Here is an 18,835-nt window from a genome sequence, read left to right on the forward strand (position 1 = left end):
TTCGCGAACCGCGTGCGCACAGGTCCTCGGCGGCCCCGCGCCCCCTACGATGGTCACCTGGCGCTTACCGAAATTAGCTTACCCGCCGCGCCGGCGCTCGCCGGTTACGCTCACCAGGCTTTCCAGGTTCTGGCGAATCTGCATTGATATGTTCCTGAACGCGCAGCCGATCTGCACCTGATCGCCCAGCAGGAAGGTGCGGAATGGGCGCAGCAGGCGGATCTCGAGGTCGGCGATGATCACCAGCGCGGGCCCCAGTTCGAGCTGCACCCTTTCCAGCTTCTTGCCCACGCGCAGGCCGATTGCCTGCTCGGGCGTGGCCCGCATGCCAACGCCACCTGTCGAAAAATCGTAGAGCGGCAATTCGTAGGCCTGTCCCTGCAGCGTGAAGGAAGCCACAAAGTTGACCCCCACCGGGCTCTCCAGCCGTGGCGATGCGCGCCGGTTCAGCACCAGGCAGGACGCCGGGAAGGTTGCCGGCACCAGGTTCGGATGGCCCGGCAGGCTTTGCCAATCCTGCAAGAGGTCGAACTGCAGCTTGGCGTTGCCGCCCAGTGCCGCGACCAGCGTCACCACGCCCGGCGGCGGCGTGCCGTCGGCAAAGTCGATCACGAAATGCGGCTGTTCCGGATCGACCTGGTGGATACGCGCCATCAGCCGGTTTTTGTTCATCCGCGACGGGTAGACCGTCACCGCATCGCCGCTTTGGGCCAGCATCTCGAGCGCCTCGCCGATGTCAAACGGGTCGCACATTTCGTGCGGCGAGGAGTCCGGAGCAATCTGGTCCAGCGCGTCCGCCAGTGTCGGCACGCCTTTGCGGATGATGGTGAGCGCGGAAGGAATCACGACAAGTTTACCTCTTACTGATCAGGACAAAACACTCCATTTATGCCAGTATAAGGCCAGTCGAGTGAAAATTGCAGACTGGAAACTTAACTTTCTTCGTGGTATCTCAAAGAACGCGCACTTAGATTTCGAGGTTGTCGATCAGGCGCGTGGTGCCCAGCTTGGCTGCGGCGAGCACCACCAGCGGCGTTCCCTGGGCGAGGTCGCCGGCGGACGGCGGCTGCAGGTCCGAACGCTTGCGGATCGAGACGTAATCCGGGTTCCAGCCGCGCTGGCGCAGCATGTCCATCGCCTGATGCTCGAGCTGGAAGACGTCCAGGTGCCCGGCGCGCATTTCGTCGGCCACGAAGTTGAGTGTCTTGTAGAGCTCGGGCGCCTCGGCGCGTTCAGCGCCGGACAGGTAGCAGTTACGCGAGGACAACGCCAAGCCATCCTCCGCACGGAAGGTCTCGGCACCGATGATTTCGGTCGGCAGCGCGAACTGGCGCGCCATGTTCCGGACGATCATCAACTGCTGGTAGTCCTTCTTGCCGAACACGGCCACGCGCGGCTGCACGCACGAGAACAGCTTGAGCACGACCGTGGTCACGCCGGTGAAAAAGCCGGGGCGGAATTCGCCTTCCAGTGTGTTGCCGAGGTCGTCGGGCGGACGCACGCGGTATTCCTGCGGCTCGGGGTACAAGTCCTTCTCGGTCGGCGCGAACAGCACGTAGACGCCTTCCTTCTCCAGCTTTTCCACGTCCGCCTGGAAGGTGCGCGGATATTTTTCGAAGTCCTCGTTCGGGCCGAACTGGAGGCGGTTGACGAAGATCGATGCGACCACCGGGTCGCCGTGCTTGCGCGCCAGGCGCATCAGCGATAGGTGGCCTTCATGCAGGTTACCCATTGTCGGCACGAAGGCCGTGCGCAGTTGCCCGCGCAGCTGGTCACGCAGTTCGTCAATGGTGGAAATAATTTTCATGGAAAAGCTTCTCTTTGGTTCTCGGTAAAGCCGGCCGGGTTCTCAGGCCGGCGAATAGGCCAGGCGCACGTAGATTGGCGCAAATGGTTCGGCCTGGGTGATCTCAATCAGGGTTTCTTTCGCCAGTTCCAGCATCGCGACGAAGTGTACGACAACGACCGGGCGGGGTACGTCCTCCACTCCGAGGCTCGCGAACAGTTCGGAAAATTCGACAAAGCGCTGCGATTGCAGGGTGCGCAGGATCTGCGACATGTGCTCGCGCACCGACAGCGCCTGGCGGCTGATCTTGTGGTGCTCGGTGAGCTTTGCCCGCTTGAGCACGTCGATGAAGGCGCGCTGCAGGTCATGCGGGTCGACCTGCGGCCATACTGGCGCAAGGCCTTGCTCGACGAACAGCTGCGGGCGCAAGAAGTCGCGGCCTTCCTGGGGCAGGTTGCCCACCGCGACCGCGGCGGTCTTGATCTGCTCGTATTCCAGCAGGCGGCGCACCAGTTCGGCGCGCGGGTCGCCCGTGTCTTCGATCAGGTCGTCCTGCCGCCTGGGCAGCAGCATGCGCGACTTGATCTCGATGAGCATGGCGGCCATGAGCAGGTATTCCGCGGCCAGTTCCAGGTTATGGCGCCGGATCTGCTCGACATAATCGAGGTATTGCAGGGTGACCTGCGCCATCGGAATGTCGAGGATGTTGAAGTTTTGCTTGCGGATCAGGTACAGCAGCAGGTCGAGCGGCCCCTCGAACGCATCGAGGAAGACCTCGAGCGCATCCGGCGGAATGTACAGGTCGTTCGGGAGCTTGAGCAGCGGCTCGCCGTACAGCCGCGCGATGGCGGCATCGATGTCCGGCGTGCCCTCCTGCGGCATAGCGCTGCCCGCGGCGGGATCGGGATCGGCGCAGGCCGTCGCGTCCAGCGTGGCCTGATCGGGCAGCATGTTTGTCCCCGGCCTTTAAGCCTTGTTCTGGTACACGTAGGCTTGCTGGCGGATGCGCGACTCGGCGATGCGGCGCTGTTCGTCCAGCGTGACGGGAGCCTTGTCCCACAGCAGGGCGCGGCCGGCTTGCTGGCGCTCTTCCATGCCCGGGGTCTTGGCCTTCAATTCCTTGATGAACTTGGTGTGTTCGGATTCGTACATCGAATGTTTAACAGGCAGCATGATTCTTCGTGAAAGGGGCTCTCTTGCCCACGCGGATAATATGGCCGGCCCTCGGGAGAAGGCCGGCCTCCAATTAATTGTGCAGTTCGTTCAGTTGGCGCGCAATGATGTCGTGGTTCAGCCACAGCACCGGTGCGATCTTTTCCGACGCGCCATGGAACATCAGCGGACCGGCGCCTTCCAGCACCAGCGCCGACAGGTGGTCGGTGATCAGGGCCTTGCGGTCGGTGTGCAGGGCGGTGATGGCTTCAGAAGTGCCGATCATCACGTCCGCCAGTTCCGGCGTGTTATCCATCGGCCAGGCCTCGAAGTTGCGGAACTTGCCGCTGGTCGGGTCCTGGTTGTAGCGCTCGATGGTGTCGAGGATCGACTGCAGCGACACGCCTTCGCCCAGCAGTTCCTGGCAGATGCGCCATTGCTCGTCGGCCCATGCGCCGCCGCCTTCTTTCTTCAGGGCGGCGAGCAGCGGGAACAGCGACAGTTCGACACCGACGAAAATGTCCGACGAGTTGGTGCGGATTTCCGGGCAGTTGAAGACGGTAGTCGCAATGCCCTGCGCCCAGGCCGCCTGCGCGATCGATTCGAGGCGCATCTTGGCGTAGCCCTGGGTGTAGTTGGTGTAGGTCTGCCACACGTACTGGTCGCCGATCAGGATTTCGGTGCCGTGGTAGCCGTAGGCCGTGTAGCGCACCTGGCCGCCGGCGGCGGTGACGCGATCGCGGATCGGCTTTGATGCGTCGAGCAGGTACTTGAGGGTGTTGGCCGTGACCTCGTCGAAGTTCATCAGGATCAGCTTGCCAAGGTCGCTGTCGAGCAGGGCGCGCGAGGACATGAAGCGTTCGCCGCGGCCCTTGTAGATGCGGTTGGCAATCGCCAGGAATGCCTTGATCTTCGGGATGCCGCCAGCCATGGTGTGCGCGAAGAAGACGTTGGCGCCATCCGGGATCAGCTTGTCGATCTCGGCCATGACCGTTTTGGCCGATTCGGTGAAGCGGCGCACGCCGGCTTCGCGGCAGCGCTCGATCTTTTCCCAGTCCAGCTTGTCTTCCTGCCAGCTCTTGAGCGTGATACCCGAGAGCATCTCCGTCGGGTTCTGTTCGCCCGACGGCGCATCCATGTCAAATCCGGCCATCAGCGGCACGTTGATGATCTTGCCGCCAAGTTTGCCTTCGGCTTCGGCCAGTTCTTCCGCGGTGAGGGCGCGAAGCGTGCCTGCCTCGTCGCGGCGGCCGACGGTGATGCCGACGATCGTCATACCGGCCTTGCGTGCCTCATCGATCAGGCCGTTCACATAGCCGCGGCCGAACAACTCGCCGAACAGGACGAAAACGTCTCCTTTGCGGAATACGTTGCCGTGCGGGATGTGTCTCAGGGAGGTCAATTCGGTCATATAAGTAGCTACCTATCAAAATTGATTGAAGGGGCCGGTGAGGCTAGTTTCAAAAAAACATCGCATTATACCGTCCCTGCCGAGCCACGGACTTGATTCGGCGGGCCAAAACGGTGGCCGCGCCGAGGCGGGCGCCTGTTTGAGGCGCCCGGGCTCGGCAAACATCCAAATCTGTTAGCGAATCCGCATTCCCGGCTGAGCGCCCGACACCGGTTCGAGCAGGTACAGGCCGGGGTTCTTCTTTTCGTCCGCGGCGGACGCGCACAGCACCATGCCCTCCGATACGCCGAACTTCATCTTGCGCGGAGCCAGGTTGGCCACCATCACGGTCAGCTTGCCGACCAGGTCTTCCGGCTTGTAGGCCGACTTGATGCCCGAGAATACGTTGCGCAGGCGGCCTTCGCCCACGTCCAGGGTCAGGCGCAGCAGCTTGCCGGCGCCTTCGACGTGTTCGCAGTTGACGATCCGCGCCACGCGCAGGTCGATCTTCGCAAAGTCGTCGATCGAAATTTCCGGCGCCAGTTCTTCGATCTCGCTGGCGGTGTCGCTTTGCACGGCAGTTTCGGCCGCGACTGCCGGAGCAGCGGCGATTGCCGGCTTGTCGAACAGGTCTTCGACCATCTTGGCGTCCACGCGCTGCATCAGGTGGCTGTAGCTGCCGATCGTGCGGCCGAGCATGGAGTTGTAGACGTTTTCGCCGCGCGTGTCTTCCCACGAGAAGCGTTCGTCGCCAAGGAATTGTTGGACCTGCCCGGCCACGCGCGGCAGCACCGGCGAGAGCATGATGGTCAGCTGGCGGAACAGGATCAGCGCGGTGGTGCAGACCTCGTGCAGTTCCGCGGTCTTATCAAGGTCCTTGGCCAGGATCCAGGGCTTGTGCTCGTCGACGTAGCGGTTGGCGACGTCGGCCACTTCCATGATCTCGCGCAGCGCCTTGCCGAACTCGCGTGCCTCGAAATTGGCGGCAATGCTGGCCTGGCGCTCGGCGCCATCGACCGTCAGCGCGCGCGCCAGCCATTCCTTTGCCGGGGCCGACAGTTCGCTGGCCAGCTTGCCGTCGAACTTCTTGCTGATGAAGCCGGCGCAGCGGCTGGCGATGTTGACGTATTTACCAATCAGGTCGCTGTTCACGCGCGCGACGAAGTCCTCGCCCGTGAAGTCCAGGTCCTCGACCTTGGAATTGAGCTTGAACGCCAGGTAGTAGCGCAGCCACTCCGGGTTCATCTTCAGCTCCAGGTAGCGCAGCGGCGAAATGCCGGTGCCGCGCGACTTGGACATTTTTTCGTTGTTGACCGTCAGGTGACCGTGCACGGCGACCTTCAGCTTGTCGATCACGGGATGGCCCGAGAACTTGAGCATCGCCGGCCAGAACAGCAGGTGGAACGAGACGATGTCCTTGCCGATAAAGTGGATCTGCTCGGTGTCCGGGTCGTTCAGGAAGGCGTCGAAGTCGATGCCTTGCTTGGCCAGGTAGTTCTTCAGGCTGGCCAGGTAGCCGACCGGCGCGTCCAGCCAGACGTAGAAGAATTTGCCCGGGGCGTCAGGGATCGGAATGCCGAAGTAGGGCGCGTCGCGCGAAATATCCCAGTCGGCCAGCTTTTCGCCTTCCTCGCCCAGCCATTCGGAGACCTTGTTGACCATTTCCGGCTGCAGGCGGCCCGGGGTGTTCAGCCAGTCCTTGAGGAACTGGTAGCAGCGCGGGTCGGACAGCTCGAAGAAATACTGTTCCGAGGGCTTCAGGACCGGGGTCGAACCGGTGAACACCGAGTACGGGTTGACCAGCTCGGTCGGCTCGTAGGCGGCGCCGCACACCTCGCAGTTGTCGCCGTACTGGTCCTTGGCGTGGCAGTGCGGGCACTCGCCCTTGATGTTGCGGTCGGCCAGGAACATGCCCTTGACCGGGTCGAAAAAGCGGTCGACGGTCTTGGTGTAGATGAGCTTTGCGTCGTCGCGCAGCTTGCGGTAGATGCCCTGCGACAGGTCGACGTTTTCCGGCGAGTCGGTCGAGTACCAGTTGTCAAACTGGATATGAAAGCCGTCCAGGTACTGCTGGCGGCCGGCCGCGATCCGGGCCACGAATTCCTGCGGCGTCACGCCTTCCTTTTCGGCCGCGATCATGATCGGCGTGCCGTGAGTGTCGTCGGCGCCGACGAAATGGACCACGCGCGGCTGGCCGTTGTCGTTCTGCATTCGCTGGAAGCGAACCCAGATATCGGCCTGGATGTATTCCATCATGTGGCCGATGTGGAAGGGCGCGTTGGCGTAAGGCAGGGCGGTAGTGACGAACAGCTTGCGGGTCATGGTCGAAACGCTGGTTGGCTAGTTAGTTGGACGAAGGAAGCAATTTTACCAGCGGATCGCCGACAGCGCCGCATTGGTCTTCAGGCTGGTTTGCCAACCCGGCAAGTGAGAAACTGGTATTTTGCGCTACACTTCGCGCATCACATCCGGAGAATTTCATGAGCATCACAGCAGACGATGTCAAGGCGGCACTGTCCAAAGTCATCGATCCCAACACCCAGAAGGACTTCGTGTCCGGCAAATCGGTCAAGAACATCCAGGTCGATGGCGGTAATGTCGCGCTCGACATCGAGCTGGGCTATCCGGCCAACAGCCAGGTCGGACCGATCCGGACCAGCGTGGCGGAGGCGGTAAAAAGCCTGCCGGGCGTGGCCGACGTCAAGGTGAATGTGACTTCCAAGATTATTTCGCATACCGTGCAGCGCGGCCTGAAGGTGATGCCGAACGTGAAGAACATCATCGCCGTCGCCTCTGGCAAGGGTGGGGTCGGCAAGTCGACCACCGCGGTCAACCTGGCGCTGGCCCTGGCCGCCGAAGGCGCTTCGGTGGGCATCCTGGACGCCGATATTTACGGCCCGTCCCAGCCGATGATGCTGGGCATTAACGGCCGCCCCGAATCGCGCGACGGCCGCACCATGGAACCGCTGGAGAACCACGGCGTGCAGGTGTCGTCGATCGGCTTCATGATCGACCCGGACGAGCCGATGGTCTGGCGCGGCCCGATGGTGACCCAGGCCCTGCAGCAGTTGCTGGAGCAGACCAACTGGCGCGACCTGGATTACCTCGTGGTCGACATGCCGCCCGGGACCGGCGACATCCAGCTCACGCTGTCGCAAAAGGTGCCGGTCACGGGCGCGGTGATCGTGACCACCCCGCAGGACATCGCCTTGCTCGACGCCCGCAAGGGCCTGAAGATGTTCGAGAAGGTCGGCATCCCGATCCTCGGGGTGGTGGAGAACATGAGCACCCACATCTGCTCGAACTGCGGCCATACCGAGGCGATCTTCGGCGAAGGCGGCGGCGAAAAGATGTGCCGCGACTTCGGCGTGGACTTCCTGGGCAAGCTGCCGCTCACGCTTGAGATTCGCGAACAGACCGATTCCGGGCGCCCGACCGTGGTCGCCGATCCGGACGGTCCGGTGGCGGCCGTCTACAAGGACATCGCGCGCAAGGTCGCGGTCAAGGTCGCCGAAAAGGCGAAGGACATGACCAGCAAATTCCCGAGCATCGTCGTCAAGAACGACTGACCGGGCTGTGCGGATTGCCGAAATACGTGCGCGCCTGCGTTCGCTGGGCGCGCTGCCGCTGCATGAGGAACGCGTACTACGCGACTGGGTGCGCGCGATGCCGCACGACCGCGGCCGCAGGAGGCCGGACGACTTCCTGCCCAAGCGGGTGCGGGAAAGCCTGCCCCTGATCGACGCCGAGCTCGATGCGCTGGCGCGCGTGCTCTCCACGCATCCGGGCGAGGACGGCTCGGCGCGGCTGCTGGTGGGCCTTGCCGACGGCCAGACCGTGGAGTCGGTGCTGCTGCCGCGCGACGGAGTGTGCGTGTCGAGCCAGGTCGGCTGCGCGGTCGGTTGCCAGTTCTGCATGACCGGGCAGGGTGGCCTGGTGCGGCAGGTGACGAGCGGCGAGATCGTGGCGCAGGTGGTGCTGGCCAGGCGCCAGCGCTTGGTGAAAAAAGTGGTCTTCATGGGCATGGGCGAACCGGCCCATAACCTGGACAACGTGCTGGAGGCGATCGAACTGCTGGGCGTGGAGGCGGACATCGCGCACAAGAACCTGGTGTTTTCGACCGTGGGCGACATGCGTGTGTTCGAGCGGCTGCCGTACAGCCGTGTCAAGCCGGCGCTCGCGCTGTCGCTGCATACCACCAAGCCGGCGCTGCGCGAACGGCTGCTGCCTCGTGCGCCGCGCTTTGACCCCGCCGATCTGGTTGAAGAGGGCGAGCGCTACGCGCGCCTGACCGCCTATCCGATCCAGTACCAGTGGACGCTGCTGGAAGGCGTCAACGACGGGCAGGACGAGCTGGACGCGATCGTCGGCCTGCTGCGCGGGCGGTATGCGGTGCTGAACATGATTCCGTATAACGCCAATCCCGGCCTGCCGTTCAAGCGGCCCGGCTGGGACAAGGCGCGCGCGATCGCCGCGCACCTGCATGGGCGCGGCGTGCTGACCAAGCTGCGCGATTCGGCCGGCCAGGACGTGGACGGCGGCTGCGGGCAGTTGCGGGCCCGGGCGCTGGACGGCGCGCCGCGCGCGGTGCAGGTCGTGCGTCGGCTAACCGCTTAGCGGATGCGGTGACGGATCGTAGGGTGCGCACCTGTGCGCACGCTGTACGGTTGAGCAGAGTTTGCATCCACGTGCGCACGGGTGCGCACCCTAGGTGCTTCATCGTCGCGTGTAAACGCGGACGCAAACTATACGCAACCGTACCGCGTGCGCACAGGTGCGCACCCTACGCGAACCGTCCCGGACACCACATTTGCGCCAGCGCAAATCCATCCCGATCACCGTCGCCACCTGTCAACAGCCGAACATCCCCCGAAACAATTTTCCGCATTCTTTCTGTTAGAAAATAAAGTGAGCTGAAGTTTCCGTCCCTAAACTAGTGTCTCGACTGGTCGCCGAGGCCGGGCCTTGCGTTACATGGGACTTCCTATGACTCAGCTCAGCGAGTGGAGCGATCGCTACATGACGGCGCTCCACTGGTTCATTCCCCCGCAGTTGCATGCCAGCGCCGCGCTGCTGTCGCGGGCACAGAACGTCGCCAACGCGGCGCTGATCGCCGCGATCGCAGGGCCGCTGTACGCACTGGCCTACCAATTACTCGGGTTTAGCGCCGCCGCGCACGAGATCCTGCTGTGCTGCCTGGTCATGCTGGCCGCGCCGTTCCTGCTCAAGCTCACCGCCAGCATCGTGGCGGCGCGCGAGCTGTTCCTGTGCGCGCTGTTTTTCAATTTCACCTGGCTCAGCGTGCATCTGGGCGGCATCACCGCGCCCACCGCCTGCTGGCTGATCACGGCGCCGGTAGTGGCGATGTTCCTGGGCGGGATGACCACCGCCCTGTTCTGGCTGGTGATGAGCAGCACCTCTGTCGGCGCGATCTACCTGCTGCAGGTGAACGGCGTGCAGCTGCCGCCGCATCCGGTGCAGGACAGCGCGCTGTTGTACCTGCTGTGCGACGTGGGCCTGTTCGTCGTGGTGGTCGTGTTCGTGCTGCTGTTCGAGCTCACCAAGACGCGCGGCTTCGTCAAGCTCGAAGAGGCGCTCAATACGATCAACGAACTGGCGATCCGCGACGAACTGACGGGCAGCCACAACCGCCGGTACCTGCTCAGCCTGATCGAGAAGGAGAAGCAGCGCAGCGACCGCAACGGCCGCCTGTTCAGCCTGTGCCTGTTCGATATCGACTTCTTCAAACGGATCAACGACACCTACGGGCACGCGGCCGGCGACGAGGTGCTGCGCGAGTTCTGCAAGACGGTCGCGAGCTATGTGCGCGGCGGCGATTCGTTCGGCCGCTACGGCGGCGAGGAATTCCTGCTGATGCTGCCGGAGACGCCGATGCTTGAGGCAGTGGCCTTCGCCGAGCGTGTGCGCGCCGGCGTCGAAAAGCGCCGCTGCGTCACCGACGGCAGCGAGATCGCGCTGACGGTGTCGATCGGCGTGGCCGAATTCCGGCAGGGCGAACCGGTCGCGCAGACCGTCGGGCGCGCCGACGAGGCGCTGTACGTGGCCAAGTCCAGCGGGCGCAACCGGGTGGTCTGCTACGGCGAAGACATGATGCCGCCAGCCGTGCCCGCCGTGAGCGTGGGCGTGAGCGTGGCGCGCATCATCGACGGCGCCCATCGCGACCAGTTGACGGGGCTCTTGAACCGGCGCCTGCTGCGCGACCGGCTGCGGCACGCCATGGACCGCGCCAACCGCAACCGGAGCACCGTGGGATTGCTGCTCCTGAATATCAACAAGTTCAAGGAAGTCAACCACGCGCTGGGCTGCGAGGGCGGCGACATCATCCTGGCCCATGTGGCGAGCACCATCAGCGGCTGCCTGCGCGATTCGGACAGCGTGGCCCGCTGGGGCGGCGACGAATTCATCGCGCTGCTGGAAGACCTGGCCAGCGAGGCCGATGCGCAGCAGGTGGCCGAGAAGGTGCTCGACCGCCTGGTCCAGCCTGTGAACGTGGCGGGGCGTGAATGCTTCGTGACGCTGTCGGTCGGCATTGCCCTGTACCCGGCCGCCGGCTGCGACCTGGACACCCTGCTCAAGCGCGCCGACATCGCGATGCACTGCGCCAAGGCGTGGGGCGAGAACACGGTGCAGCTCTACACCCCCGGCGCCGCACTGCCGCCGAGCGAGCGGCTGGCGCTGAAGAACGGCCTGCGCGACGCGCTCGCGCAGGGCCAGCTGTTTGTCGAATACCAGCCGCAGGTGGACCTGGCCAGCCGCCGTATCGTCGGGGTGGAGGCGCTGGTGCGCTGGCAGCACCCGGATCTCGGGCGCATCGATCCGGGGCGCTTCATTCCACTGGCCGAGGAGACCGGGCTGATCGTCCCGATCGGGGAATGGGTGCTGCGCGCCGCGTGCCTGCAAAGCCGGGCCTGGCTCGATGCCGGCCTGCCGCCGGTGAAGACCGCGGTCAACCTGTCGGCGCGCCAGCTCAAGGCGCCCGGGCTGGTGGCGCGGGTGCTGCAGATCGTGCGCGAGACCGGCATGGCGGCCGGGAGCCTGGACCTCGAGATCACCGAGGGCATCCTGATCGAGGATATCGAGGGCAACCGGGCGGTGATGAGCGAGCTGCGCCAGGCCGGGGTGCTGGTGTCGATCGACGACTTCGGCACCGGCTACTCGAGCCTGTCGTACCTATCCGAACTGCCGGTCGACATCCTCAAGATGGACGCGCTGTTCGTGCGCCGGCTCGGTAGCGGCGGCGCGGCGCGCCGTTCGTTTGCGCTGGCCGAGTCGATCGTCGACATGGCGCATCGCCTGCACTTGAAGGTGATCGCCGAAGCCGTGGAAACCCCTGAACAGCTGGCCGACCTCACCGCGATGCAGTGCGACGAGGCGCAGGGCTACCTGTTCGCGCGTCCGCTGCCTGCGGACCAGGTGGGCCTGCTGCTGGCGCGTCAGCAGCAGTTCCCCGCATCCGTCGCGCTGGCCTGAAGGCCGGCGCGTACCTTTCGACAGGAGAATGCCGTGGATGACCCGATGCTATTGATGACCGATGCCGAGATCCGCGCGCTCGCGCGATCCGGCGCCCTGGCCAACAACGCTGCCCAGTTTGCCCAGCCGCGCGGCGCGGACCTGATACGCCGCACCGGCCCGCTCGAAGCCTGGTGCGCGCTGCGCGCCGCTCACGGCGTATGGCAGTACGCACGCGCGCTGGAAGGCCCGCCGCAGCCGCTGGCCGAGGTGCGCGAGGAGGGCGGGCGCCGCGCCGCCGGGCTCAATTTCGCGTCGCAGGACTACTTGTCGCTCGGCGCCCATCCGGCGGTGCGCGATGCCGCTGTGCGGGCCCTGCGCGACGCCGGCCCGCACAGCGCCGGTTCGGCCGTCCTGCTCGGCAATTCGCGCCAGTCGCTGGCGCTCGAAAAAGCGCTCACGTGCCTGCTGGGGCACGACCATGTGACACTGTTCCCAACCGGCTGGGGCGCGGCGTTCGGCGCGATCACGGCGCTGGTGCATGCGCGCGACCATGTGGTGATCGACCAGCTCGCGCATGCCTCGCTGCGCCAGGGCGCCGCCGCCGCCACCCGCAATATCGCCGTGCACCGGCACCTCGATTGCAGCCATGTGCGCGATGTGCTGGCGACGATCCGCTCGCGCGACCGCGAGAACGGCATCCTGGTGGTGACCGAGGGCCTGTTCAGCATGGATTCGGACAGCCCCGACCTGCCGCTGCTGCAGCACGTGTGCCACGAGTACGGCGCCACGCTCTTGGTCGACGTGGCGCATGACCTGGGCGCGCTGGGGCCAAACGGGGCGGGGATCATTGGCCAGCAGGGCATGCTGGGGAAGGTCGACATCGTGCTGGGCGCCTTTTCCAAGACCTTTGCCGCCAACGGCGGCTTCGTCGCCTCGGCTTCGCATGGCCTCAAGCGCCAGTTGCAGCTGTTCGCCGGGCCGCACCTGTTTTCGAACGCGCTCTCGCCGGTGCAGGCGGCGGTGGTGCTGGAGTGCCTGCGCATCGTGCAGTCGTCGGAAGGAGCCGTCCTGCGCACGCGGCTGCTCTCCAACGTCTCCGAGCTGCGCAGCCAGCTCGCGGACGCCGGGCTGCGCTGCCTGGGCCTGCCGTCGGCGATCGTGCCGGTGCTGCTGGGCAGCGAGCCGGCAACGCGGCTGGCCGGCAAGCTGCTTGCGCGCGCCGGCGTGTTCGTCAACCCGGTCGAGTATCCGGGCGTGCCGCTGGGCCGTGCCCGGCTGCGCCTGCAACTGATGTCTGGCCACGAGATGTGGCAGGTGCGCCAGGCGGCGCAGCGAATCGCAACCTGCGTGCGCCGCATCGAGAGCGCACTTGCCGTTCCCCCCGCGCTGGAGGTGCAAGGTGGCTGAATCAGGTGATATCTACGGCGGCATCGATCCGCTCAATCAGGCGCTGCTCGCGCACGCACGGGCCACGCCCGGCCGCATCGCCTACACCTTCCTGCATGAAGACGGACGCGTTGAGGAGATCGACTGCGCCGGACTGGATGCACGGGTCAGCCAGTTGGCTTGCGCGCTGGCCAGCCGCTTCGCTCCCGGCGTGCGTGCGGTGCTGCTGTACCCGGACGGCCTGGAGTTCATCGTTGCGTTCTTCGCCTGTCTGCGCGCGGGAATCGTGGCGGTCCCCGCCACCATGTCGCACCGGCGGCGCGGGTCGCGCCGGCTGGACACGCTGCTGGCCGACGCCGATCCGGCGCTGGCGCTGACGGTCGGCGCCTGTCGCGCGTCGGTGGCGGCCAGCATCAAGCAGGAAGCGGGCGCTTGCGCGGTGCTGTGCAGCGACCTGCCGGAGATGGCGGGGCAGGGCGCGCTGCCGGAGGTCGCGCGTGGCGCCACCGCCTTCCTGCAGTACACCTCAGGTTCCACCTCCCAGCCGAAGGGCGTCGAGGTCACGCATGCCAACATCGCCGCGAATGTAGAGGCCATCCGGTGTGCGTTCGGCTTCGGGCCGCAGAGTGTGATGGCGAGCTGGCTGCCGCTGTTTCATGATATGGGCCTGATCGGCAGCGTGGTCGCGCCGGCGGTCATCGGCTTTCGCAGCGTCCTGATGGCGCCCGCGACGTTCCTCAAGCAGCCGGCGCGCTGGCTGGAGGCGATCACGAGCTATCGCGCAACCTGCGCCGGCGCCCCCGACTTCGGCTGGGATTATTGCGTGCGGCATGTCACCGAGGAGCAGAAGCAGGGACTCGACCTGTCGTCCCTGCAGGTGGCGTATAACGGCTCGGAGCCGGTGCGGGAGGCTACGCTCTGTGCATTTGCCGAGACCTTTGCGCGCTGCGGCTTCTCGCCGGCGGCGCAGTTCCCGTGCTATGGCATGGCCGAGGCGACCCTGCTGGTTTCCGGCGGGCCGCTCTCCCGTGGGCCGCGCGTTTGCTTTGTCAGCAAGAGCATGCTTGAGCGCGACCGGGTGCAGGACTGCGACGCAGGCAGCCCCGACGCACGCGCGATCGTCAGTTGCGGGCCGGCGGCCGAGGGCGTGAGCGTGCTGGTGGTCGATCCCGGCAGCTGCCTGCCGGTGGAGGCAGGGCGCGTGGGCGAGGTGTGGGTGTCCTCACCTGGCGTGGCGCGCGGCTACTGGCGGCGTATTGAGGAGAGCGCGCCCGTGTTCCGCGCGCAGCTGGCCGGGAACGCGGGCGGGCAGGCTTACCTGCGTACGGGCGATCTTGGCTTCTTGCGCGACGGCGAGCTGTTCCTGACCGGACGCCTGAAGGACCTGTTGATCTTCAACGGACGCAATGTCTATCCGCAGGACGTGGAGGAGCTGGTGGTGCGCACGATCGATTTCGTCGAGCCGAACGGCTGCGCCGCGTTCACCATCGAGGAAAATGGCGTGGCGCGGCTGACGCTGGTGGCGGAGGCCGATCGCAGCCTGGTGCGAACCGTCGCCCGTGGCGCTGCCGGCAACGCACGCCTGGCGCAGCTCGACGCGCTGGTGCGGCAGATCCGCGTCGAGGTCGGGCGCCAGTTCGGCGTGGCGGTTGGCCAGTTCCTGTTCGTGCGGCCCGGGACCTTCCCGCGCACCACCAGCGGCAAGGTGCAGCGCTCCCGCTGCGCGGCGCTGGCGCAGGCGGGCGAGCTGCAGGTGGTGCATGCGATCGGTGCCGCCGCTGACGCGGTGCAGGCAAGCGGCACGGTTGCTAGCGCAAGCCGTCTGGCTGCCGACGAGATGATCGGCTGGCTGCGCCAATACGTGCCGCGGCGCTTGAATTCGCGCGTGATGGACGAGCGGCGGACGATCCCGCCGTATGTCGTGCTCGATCTGGGCAGTTACGGCTTCTTCGGCCTGCAGGCGCCGCGCGAACTGGGTGGCCGGGCGCTGGCGACCGTCGACCTGGTGCGGGTGATGGTGCAGCTGGCGGCGGTGGACCTGACGCTTGCCACCGTGGTGGGCGTGCACAACGGCCTGGGCCTGCGGCCACTGCTGCGCTTCGCCCCGCCCGCGTTGCAGCAGCGCCTGCTGCCGAAGCTGGCTTCGGGACGTCAGTTGGCGGCCTATGCGCAGACCGAGCCGGCGGCCGGCTCCAATCCAATGGCGATGCGCACACGCGCGGTGCGCGAGCGCGGCGGCTGGCGGGTGGACGGGCGCAAGCACCTGATCGGGCTGGCGTCGTGGGCGGGCATGCTGACGGTGCTGGCCAAGGCCTTCGATTTTGATGGCGCCGCGCTCGGGACGATCGCGCTGCTGGTGCCTGAAGACGCGCCGGGCCTGGTGCAGGGGCCGGAGGCGCTGACCATGGGCATGCGCGGCATGGTGCAAAACGCGGTGCTGTTTGATGGCGTGTTCGTGCCCGACGAGCAGGTGCTGCTGGCGCCGGGGCAGGGCATGGAAGTGGCGCGCGATGCGATGGGGTTTGCGCGCCTGGGCCTGGGCGCGCTGTGCCTGGGGGCGATGAAGCGCTGCGCACAGCTGATGGCGCGCTACGCGGCGCGGCGCGAGGTGGGCACCGGACGGCTGGCCGACAATCCGGTCACGCTGGCGCGCCTGCACGAGCTGACGTGCGCCATCGATGCGCTGGGCGCGCTGGTGGAGGCGATCGCCACCGCGCTCGACGCGCGTGCGCCCCTACCGCACGAGGCCTGCCTCGCATGCAAGGTGATCGCGTCCGAGCTGCTGTGGCAGACGGCGGACCGGCTGGTGCAGATGCTGGGCGGGCGCGGCTACCTTGAAACCAATATCGCGCCGCAGTTGCTGCGCGATGCGCGCGTGCTGCGCATCCTGGAGGGGCCAAGCGAGGCGCTGTACATGCACCTGGGCGCGACGGCGGCGCAGGCCGGAAACGGGCTGGTCCAGTTCATCGCGGGCACGCTGGATCAGCCGCGGCTGGCGGCGGAGCTGGAAGCGGCGCTGGCCGGGGCACGCGTGGCAGCGGCGGCCACGGGCGAGGCGGCCGCCGTGCAGTGGCTGGATTATCGGGCGGGCGAGCTGTGCGCCTGGGCGCTGCTGCTGGCCGCGTCCCGGCACGCGCTGCCCGGCGGAGAGGCGCAAGCGTGGGCGGGCGACAAATTCGGCAGGCTCAGGCAGTCGCTGCATGACGGGCCGGCGCCGGGGGTCGCCTGGCCGCGGGCGCAGGATTTGTTCGATCGGATCGGCGGGTATGCGCAGGCCATCGGCGATATCGAGCAGTTGCTGCCGGGGACGGACGACGCGCTCGATCCGCTGCTGAGGCGCGCGCCAGAGGGCGCAGAGAATGCGGCGCAGGATGCGGTCGAGCAGGCGGTCGAGGTGCCGATTGAGCCCCCGGGCGCCGCGCCGCCCTCGTCCGGGCAACTGGTCTACGACGTCGTGATGAAGTGGCTGCGCAGCGAAGGGACGGCGCCGGACACGCCGGTGGACTGGGACACGCCATTTGCCGACATGGGCATGGATTCGCTGGCGACGGTGCCGATCGCGCTCGAGTTGCAAGAACTAACCGCGCTGCCGATCGCGCCGGAACTGCTGTTCGATTACCCGACCGTCAACGCGCTGGCGGCCTACATCGACAGCCGGCGGGGAGCGCTTGAGGCCGCGTCCAGCATGCCTGCCGCGGCCGACGCAACGCGGTAAAATAGCTCTTTTACCATTCCGTTTTTCTGCCATGACCGTCCGTACCCGTTTCGCCCCCAGTCCGACTGGCTACCTGCATCTCGGCGGCGCGCGCACCGCGCTGTATTCCTGGGCCTATGCCCGCCACTTCGGCGGCACATTCATCCTGCGGATCGAGGATACCGACCTCGAGCGCTCGACACCGGAAGCGGTGCAGGCGATCCTGGATGGCATGAAGTGGCTCGGGCTCGACCACGACGAAGGCCCGTTCTACCAGATGCAGCGCATGGACCGTTACCGCGAGGTGATCCTGACCATGATCGAGCAGGGCACGGCCTACCTGTGCTACTGCTCGCCCGAGGAAGTGGAGGCGATGCGCGAGCGCATGCGCGCGGCCGGCGAAAAGCCGCGTTACGACGGCACCTGGCGCCCGGAACCGGGCAAGGCGTTGCCGCCGACGCCGGCGGGCGTCAAGCCGGTGGTGCGCTTCAAGAATCCGCTCGATGGCGAGGTGACCTGGAACGACGTGGTCAAGGGACCGATCACGATCTCGAACCGGGAGCTGGACGACCTGGTCATCGCGCGCCCGGACGGCACGCCGACCTACAATTTCTGCGTGGCGATCGATGACTGGGACATGGGCATCACCCACGTGCTGCGCGGCGACGACCACGTGAACAACACGCCGCGCCAGATCAATATTTTGCGCGCGCTGGGCGCGCCGCTGCCCGAGTATGGCCACCTGCCGATGATCCTGGGCGCTGACGGCGAGAAGCTGTCCAAGCGCCACGGTGCGGTTTCGGTGATGGAATATCCGGAGCAGGGCTACCTGCCGGAGGCGATGCTGAACTACCTGGCGCGCCTGGGCTGGAGCCACGGCAACGATGAGATCTTTTCGATGGAGCAGTTCACCGAGTGGTTCGACCTCGATCACCTGACCCGTTCGCCGGCGCAGTTCAACGCCGAGAAGCTGGCCTGGCTGAACAACCACTACATCCGCCAGGCCGACAACGAGCGCCTGGCCAAGCTGGCGCTGCCGCGCATGGCGGCGGACGGTGCTGACTTCCATCGCGCCCCAGACCTGGCTGCTGTACTGGGCTTGATGAAGGAGCGCGTGAACACGATTAACGAGCTGGCCGACGCGGCGATGCTGTTTTACCGCGCGCCCAACCCGGACCAAGCGCTGCTGGACAAGCACCTGACCGACGCGGTGCGTCCGGCGTTGCAGGACTTTGCCGCGCGTATCCAGACGGTCGAGTGGAATCCGGCGGCGATTGCCGTGATGATCAAGGAAGTGCTGGCCGCGCACGGCCTGAAGATGCCGCAGCTGGCGATGCCGCTGCGCCTGATCATCACCGGCCAGTTGCAGACCCCGGCGATCGACGCCGTGCTCGCGCTGTTCGGGCGTGAAGTGGTGCTGGCCCGTTTGGCGAAGTTCATCTAGTTTCCTGAATCGCAGATTCGTCGAATATAGAGGCGCTGTCACCGGCAAGTATGGGTTTCGTAGGGTGGGCGAATGAATCACCCCATAAATCGTCGTCCCCGCGCAGGCGGGAAGTGACGCTCAGCATGGGTCCCCGCCAAGGGGGGCGCCGAGCCCGGGGACGACGTGCCTTGGCGAGTGATTCACGTTACGCAAATGCGCGCAAGGCCTCGGCCTTGCTGTGCTTTGTTCCTTGTCTCAGCTTGAGTTCGCCACATTTATTTTTCAACGGACTAGCAATTCAGGCCACTGCGCGAACAGCTATTTGCAGAATGCAAGAGAGCCGCTATAATGCTGGCTCTTCTGCAGTACGGGGGTATAGCTCAGCTGGGAGAGCGCTTGCATGGCATGCAAGAGGTCAGCGGTTCGATCCCGCTTACCTCCACCAAAAGAAGAGATGTAGTACGTTGGTTCCGGGTCCCCATCGTCTAGAGGCCTAGGACATCACCCTTTCACGGTGAGTACCGGGGT

12 protein-coding genes and 1 tRNA gene are annotated in these 18,835 nt (G+C 65.9%); 7 read left to right on the forward strand and 6 right to left on the reverse strand.

The genetic code is table 11. The features are described 5' to 3' along the window. Positions 1–78: 78 nt before the first annotated feature. The 6 genes from E4O92_RS12285 to metG form a co-directional block, all read right to left on the reverse strand. A complete protein-coding gene (locus tag E4O92_RS12285) occupies positions 79–846 on the reverse strand; it encodes a PilZ domain-containing protein (RefSeq protein ID WP_135190064.1) in 768 nt (255 codons plus the stop codon). Positions 847–967: 121 nt separating this feature from the next. Then, positions 968–1,807, reverse strand: coding sequence for a pantoate--beta-alanine ligase (panC, locus tag E4O92_RS12290; protein ID WP_135190065.1), 840 nt, complete (start codon positions 1,805–1,807; stop codon positions 968–970). 42 nt (positions 1,808–1,849) lie between these two features. Continuing rightward, positions 1,850–2,737: a segregation and condensation protein A gene (locus tag E4O92_RS12295; protein WP_135190066.1), complete on the reverse strand. Its 888-nt coding sequence runs from the start codon at positions 2,735–2,737 to the stop codon at positions 1,850–1,852. A gap of 15 nt (positions 2,738–2,752) precedes the next feature. Continuing rightward, positions 2,753–2,959: a DUF3460 family protein gene (locus E4O92_RS12300; protein WP_229483293.1), complete on the reverse strand. Its 207-nt coding sequence runs from the start codon at positions 2,957–2,959 to the stop codon at positions 2,753–2,755. 73 nt (positions 2,960–3,032) lie between these two features. Further along, entirely contained in the window at positions 3,033–4,349 is a 1,317-nt protein-coding gene (locus E4O92_RS12305) for an enoyl ACP reductase FabMG family protein (RefSeq protein WP_135190067.1), read from the reverse strand. A 174-nt stretch (positions 4,350–4,523) separates the two neighbouring features. Continuing rightward, positions 4,524–6,650: a methionine--tRNA ligase gene (gene metG, locus E4O92_RS12310; RefSeq protein ID WP_135190068.1), complete on the reverse strand. Its 2,127-nt coding sequence runs from the start codon at positions 6,648–6,650 to the stop codon at positions 4,524–4,526. Positions 6,651–6,808: 158 nt separating this feature from the next. Here metG and apbC point away from each other — a divergent pair, with 158 nt between their 5' ends. The 7 genes from apbC (at position 6,809) to E4O92_RS12345 (ending at position 18,752) form a co-directional block, all read left to right on the forward strand. After that, entirely contained in the window at positions 6,809–7,897 is a 1,089-nt protein-coding gene (gene apbC / locus E4O92_RS12315; protein WP_135190069.1) for an iron-sulfur cluster carrier protein ApbC, read from the forward strand. A gap of 7 nt (positions 7,898–7,904) precedes the next feature. Further along, positions 7,905–8,945, forward strand: a complete 1,041-nt coding sequence (locus E4O92_RS12320) for an RNA methyltransferase (RefSeq protein ID WP_135190070.1) — start codon at positions 7,905–7,907, stop codon at positions 8,943–8,945. Positions 8,946–9,314: 369 nt separating this feature from the next. Continuing rightward, positions 9,315–11,819, forward strand: coding sequence for a bifunctional diguanylate cyclase/phosphodiesterase (locus E4O92_RS12325; RefSeq protein ID WP_135190071.1), 2,505 nt, complete (start codon positions 9,315–9,317; stop codon positions 11,817–11,819). 33 nt (positions 11,820–11,852) lie between these two features. Next, entirely contained in the window at positions 11,853–13,208 is a 1,356-nt protein-coding gene (locus E4O92_RS12330) for an aminotransferase class I/II-fold pyridoxal phosphate-dependent enzyme (RefSeq protein WP_229483295.1), read from the forward strand. Further along, positions 13,201–16,902, forward strand: a complete 3,702-nt coding sequence (locus E4O92_RS12335; RefSeq protein ID WP_229483297.1) for an AMP-binding protein — start codon at positions 13,201–13,203, stop codon at positions 16,900–16,902. Before E4O92_RS12330 ends, E4O92_RS12335 begins: the two co-directional genes overlap by 8 nt. Positions 16,903–16,933: 31 nt before the next feature. Beyond that, on the forward strand, positions 16,934–18,325 hold the full coding sequence (gltX, locus tag E4O92_RS12340) for a glutamate--tRNA ligase (RefSeq protein ID WP_135190072.1): 1,392 nt from the start codon (positions 16,934–16,936) through the stop codon (positions 18,323–18,325). Between the two features lie 351 nt (positions 18,326–18,676). Continuing rightward, positions 18,677–18,752, forward strand: a tRNA-Ala gene (locus tag E4O92_RS12345). Positions 18,753–18,835: the final 83 nt, after the last annotated feature.

It is taken from the genome of Massilia horti (assembly GCF_004614195.1).
GTDB classification, from domain to species: domain Bacteria; phylum Pseudomonadota; class Gammaproteobacteria; order Burkholderiales; family Burkholderiaceae_D; genus Telluria; species Telluria horti.

Bases quoted from the DNA above. Each gene is read 5' to 3' on its own strand.
- gltX (WP_135190072.1), top strand. From the start codon at position 16,934: ATGACCGTCCGTACCCGTTTCGCCCCCAGTCCGACTGGCTACCTGCAT.
- E4O92_RS12300 (WP_229483293.1), bottom strand. From the start codon at position 2,959: ATGCTGCCTGTTAAACATTCGATGTACGAATCCGAACACACCAAGTTC.
- metG (WP_135190068.1), bottom strand. From the start codon at position 6,650: ATGACCCGCAAGCTGTTCGTCACTACCGCCCTGCCTTACGCCAACGCG.
- E4O92_RS12295 (WP_135190066.1), bottom strand. From the start codon at position 2,737: ATGCTGCCCGATCAGGCCACGCTGGACGCGACGGCCTGCGCCGATCCC.
- E4O92_RS12325 (WP_135190071.1), top strand. From the start codon at position 9,315: ATGACTCAGCTCAGCGAGTGGAGCGATCGCTACATGACGGCGCTCCAC.
- apbC (WP_135190069.1), top strand. From the start codon at position 6,809: ATGAGCATCACAGCAGACGATGTCAAGGCGGCACTGTCCAAAGTCATC.
- panC (WP_135190065.1), bottom strand. From the start codon at position 1,807: ATGAAAATTATTTCCACCATTGACGAACTGCGTGACCAGCTGCGCGGG.
- E4O92_RS12305 (WP_135190067.1), bottom strand. From the start codon at position 4,349: ATGACCGAATTGACCTCCCTGAGACACATCCCGCACGGCAACGTATTC.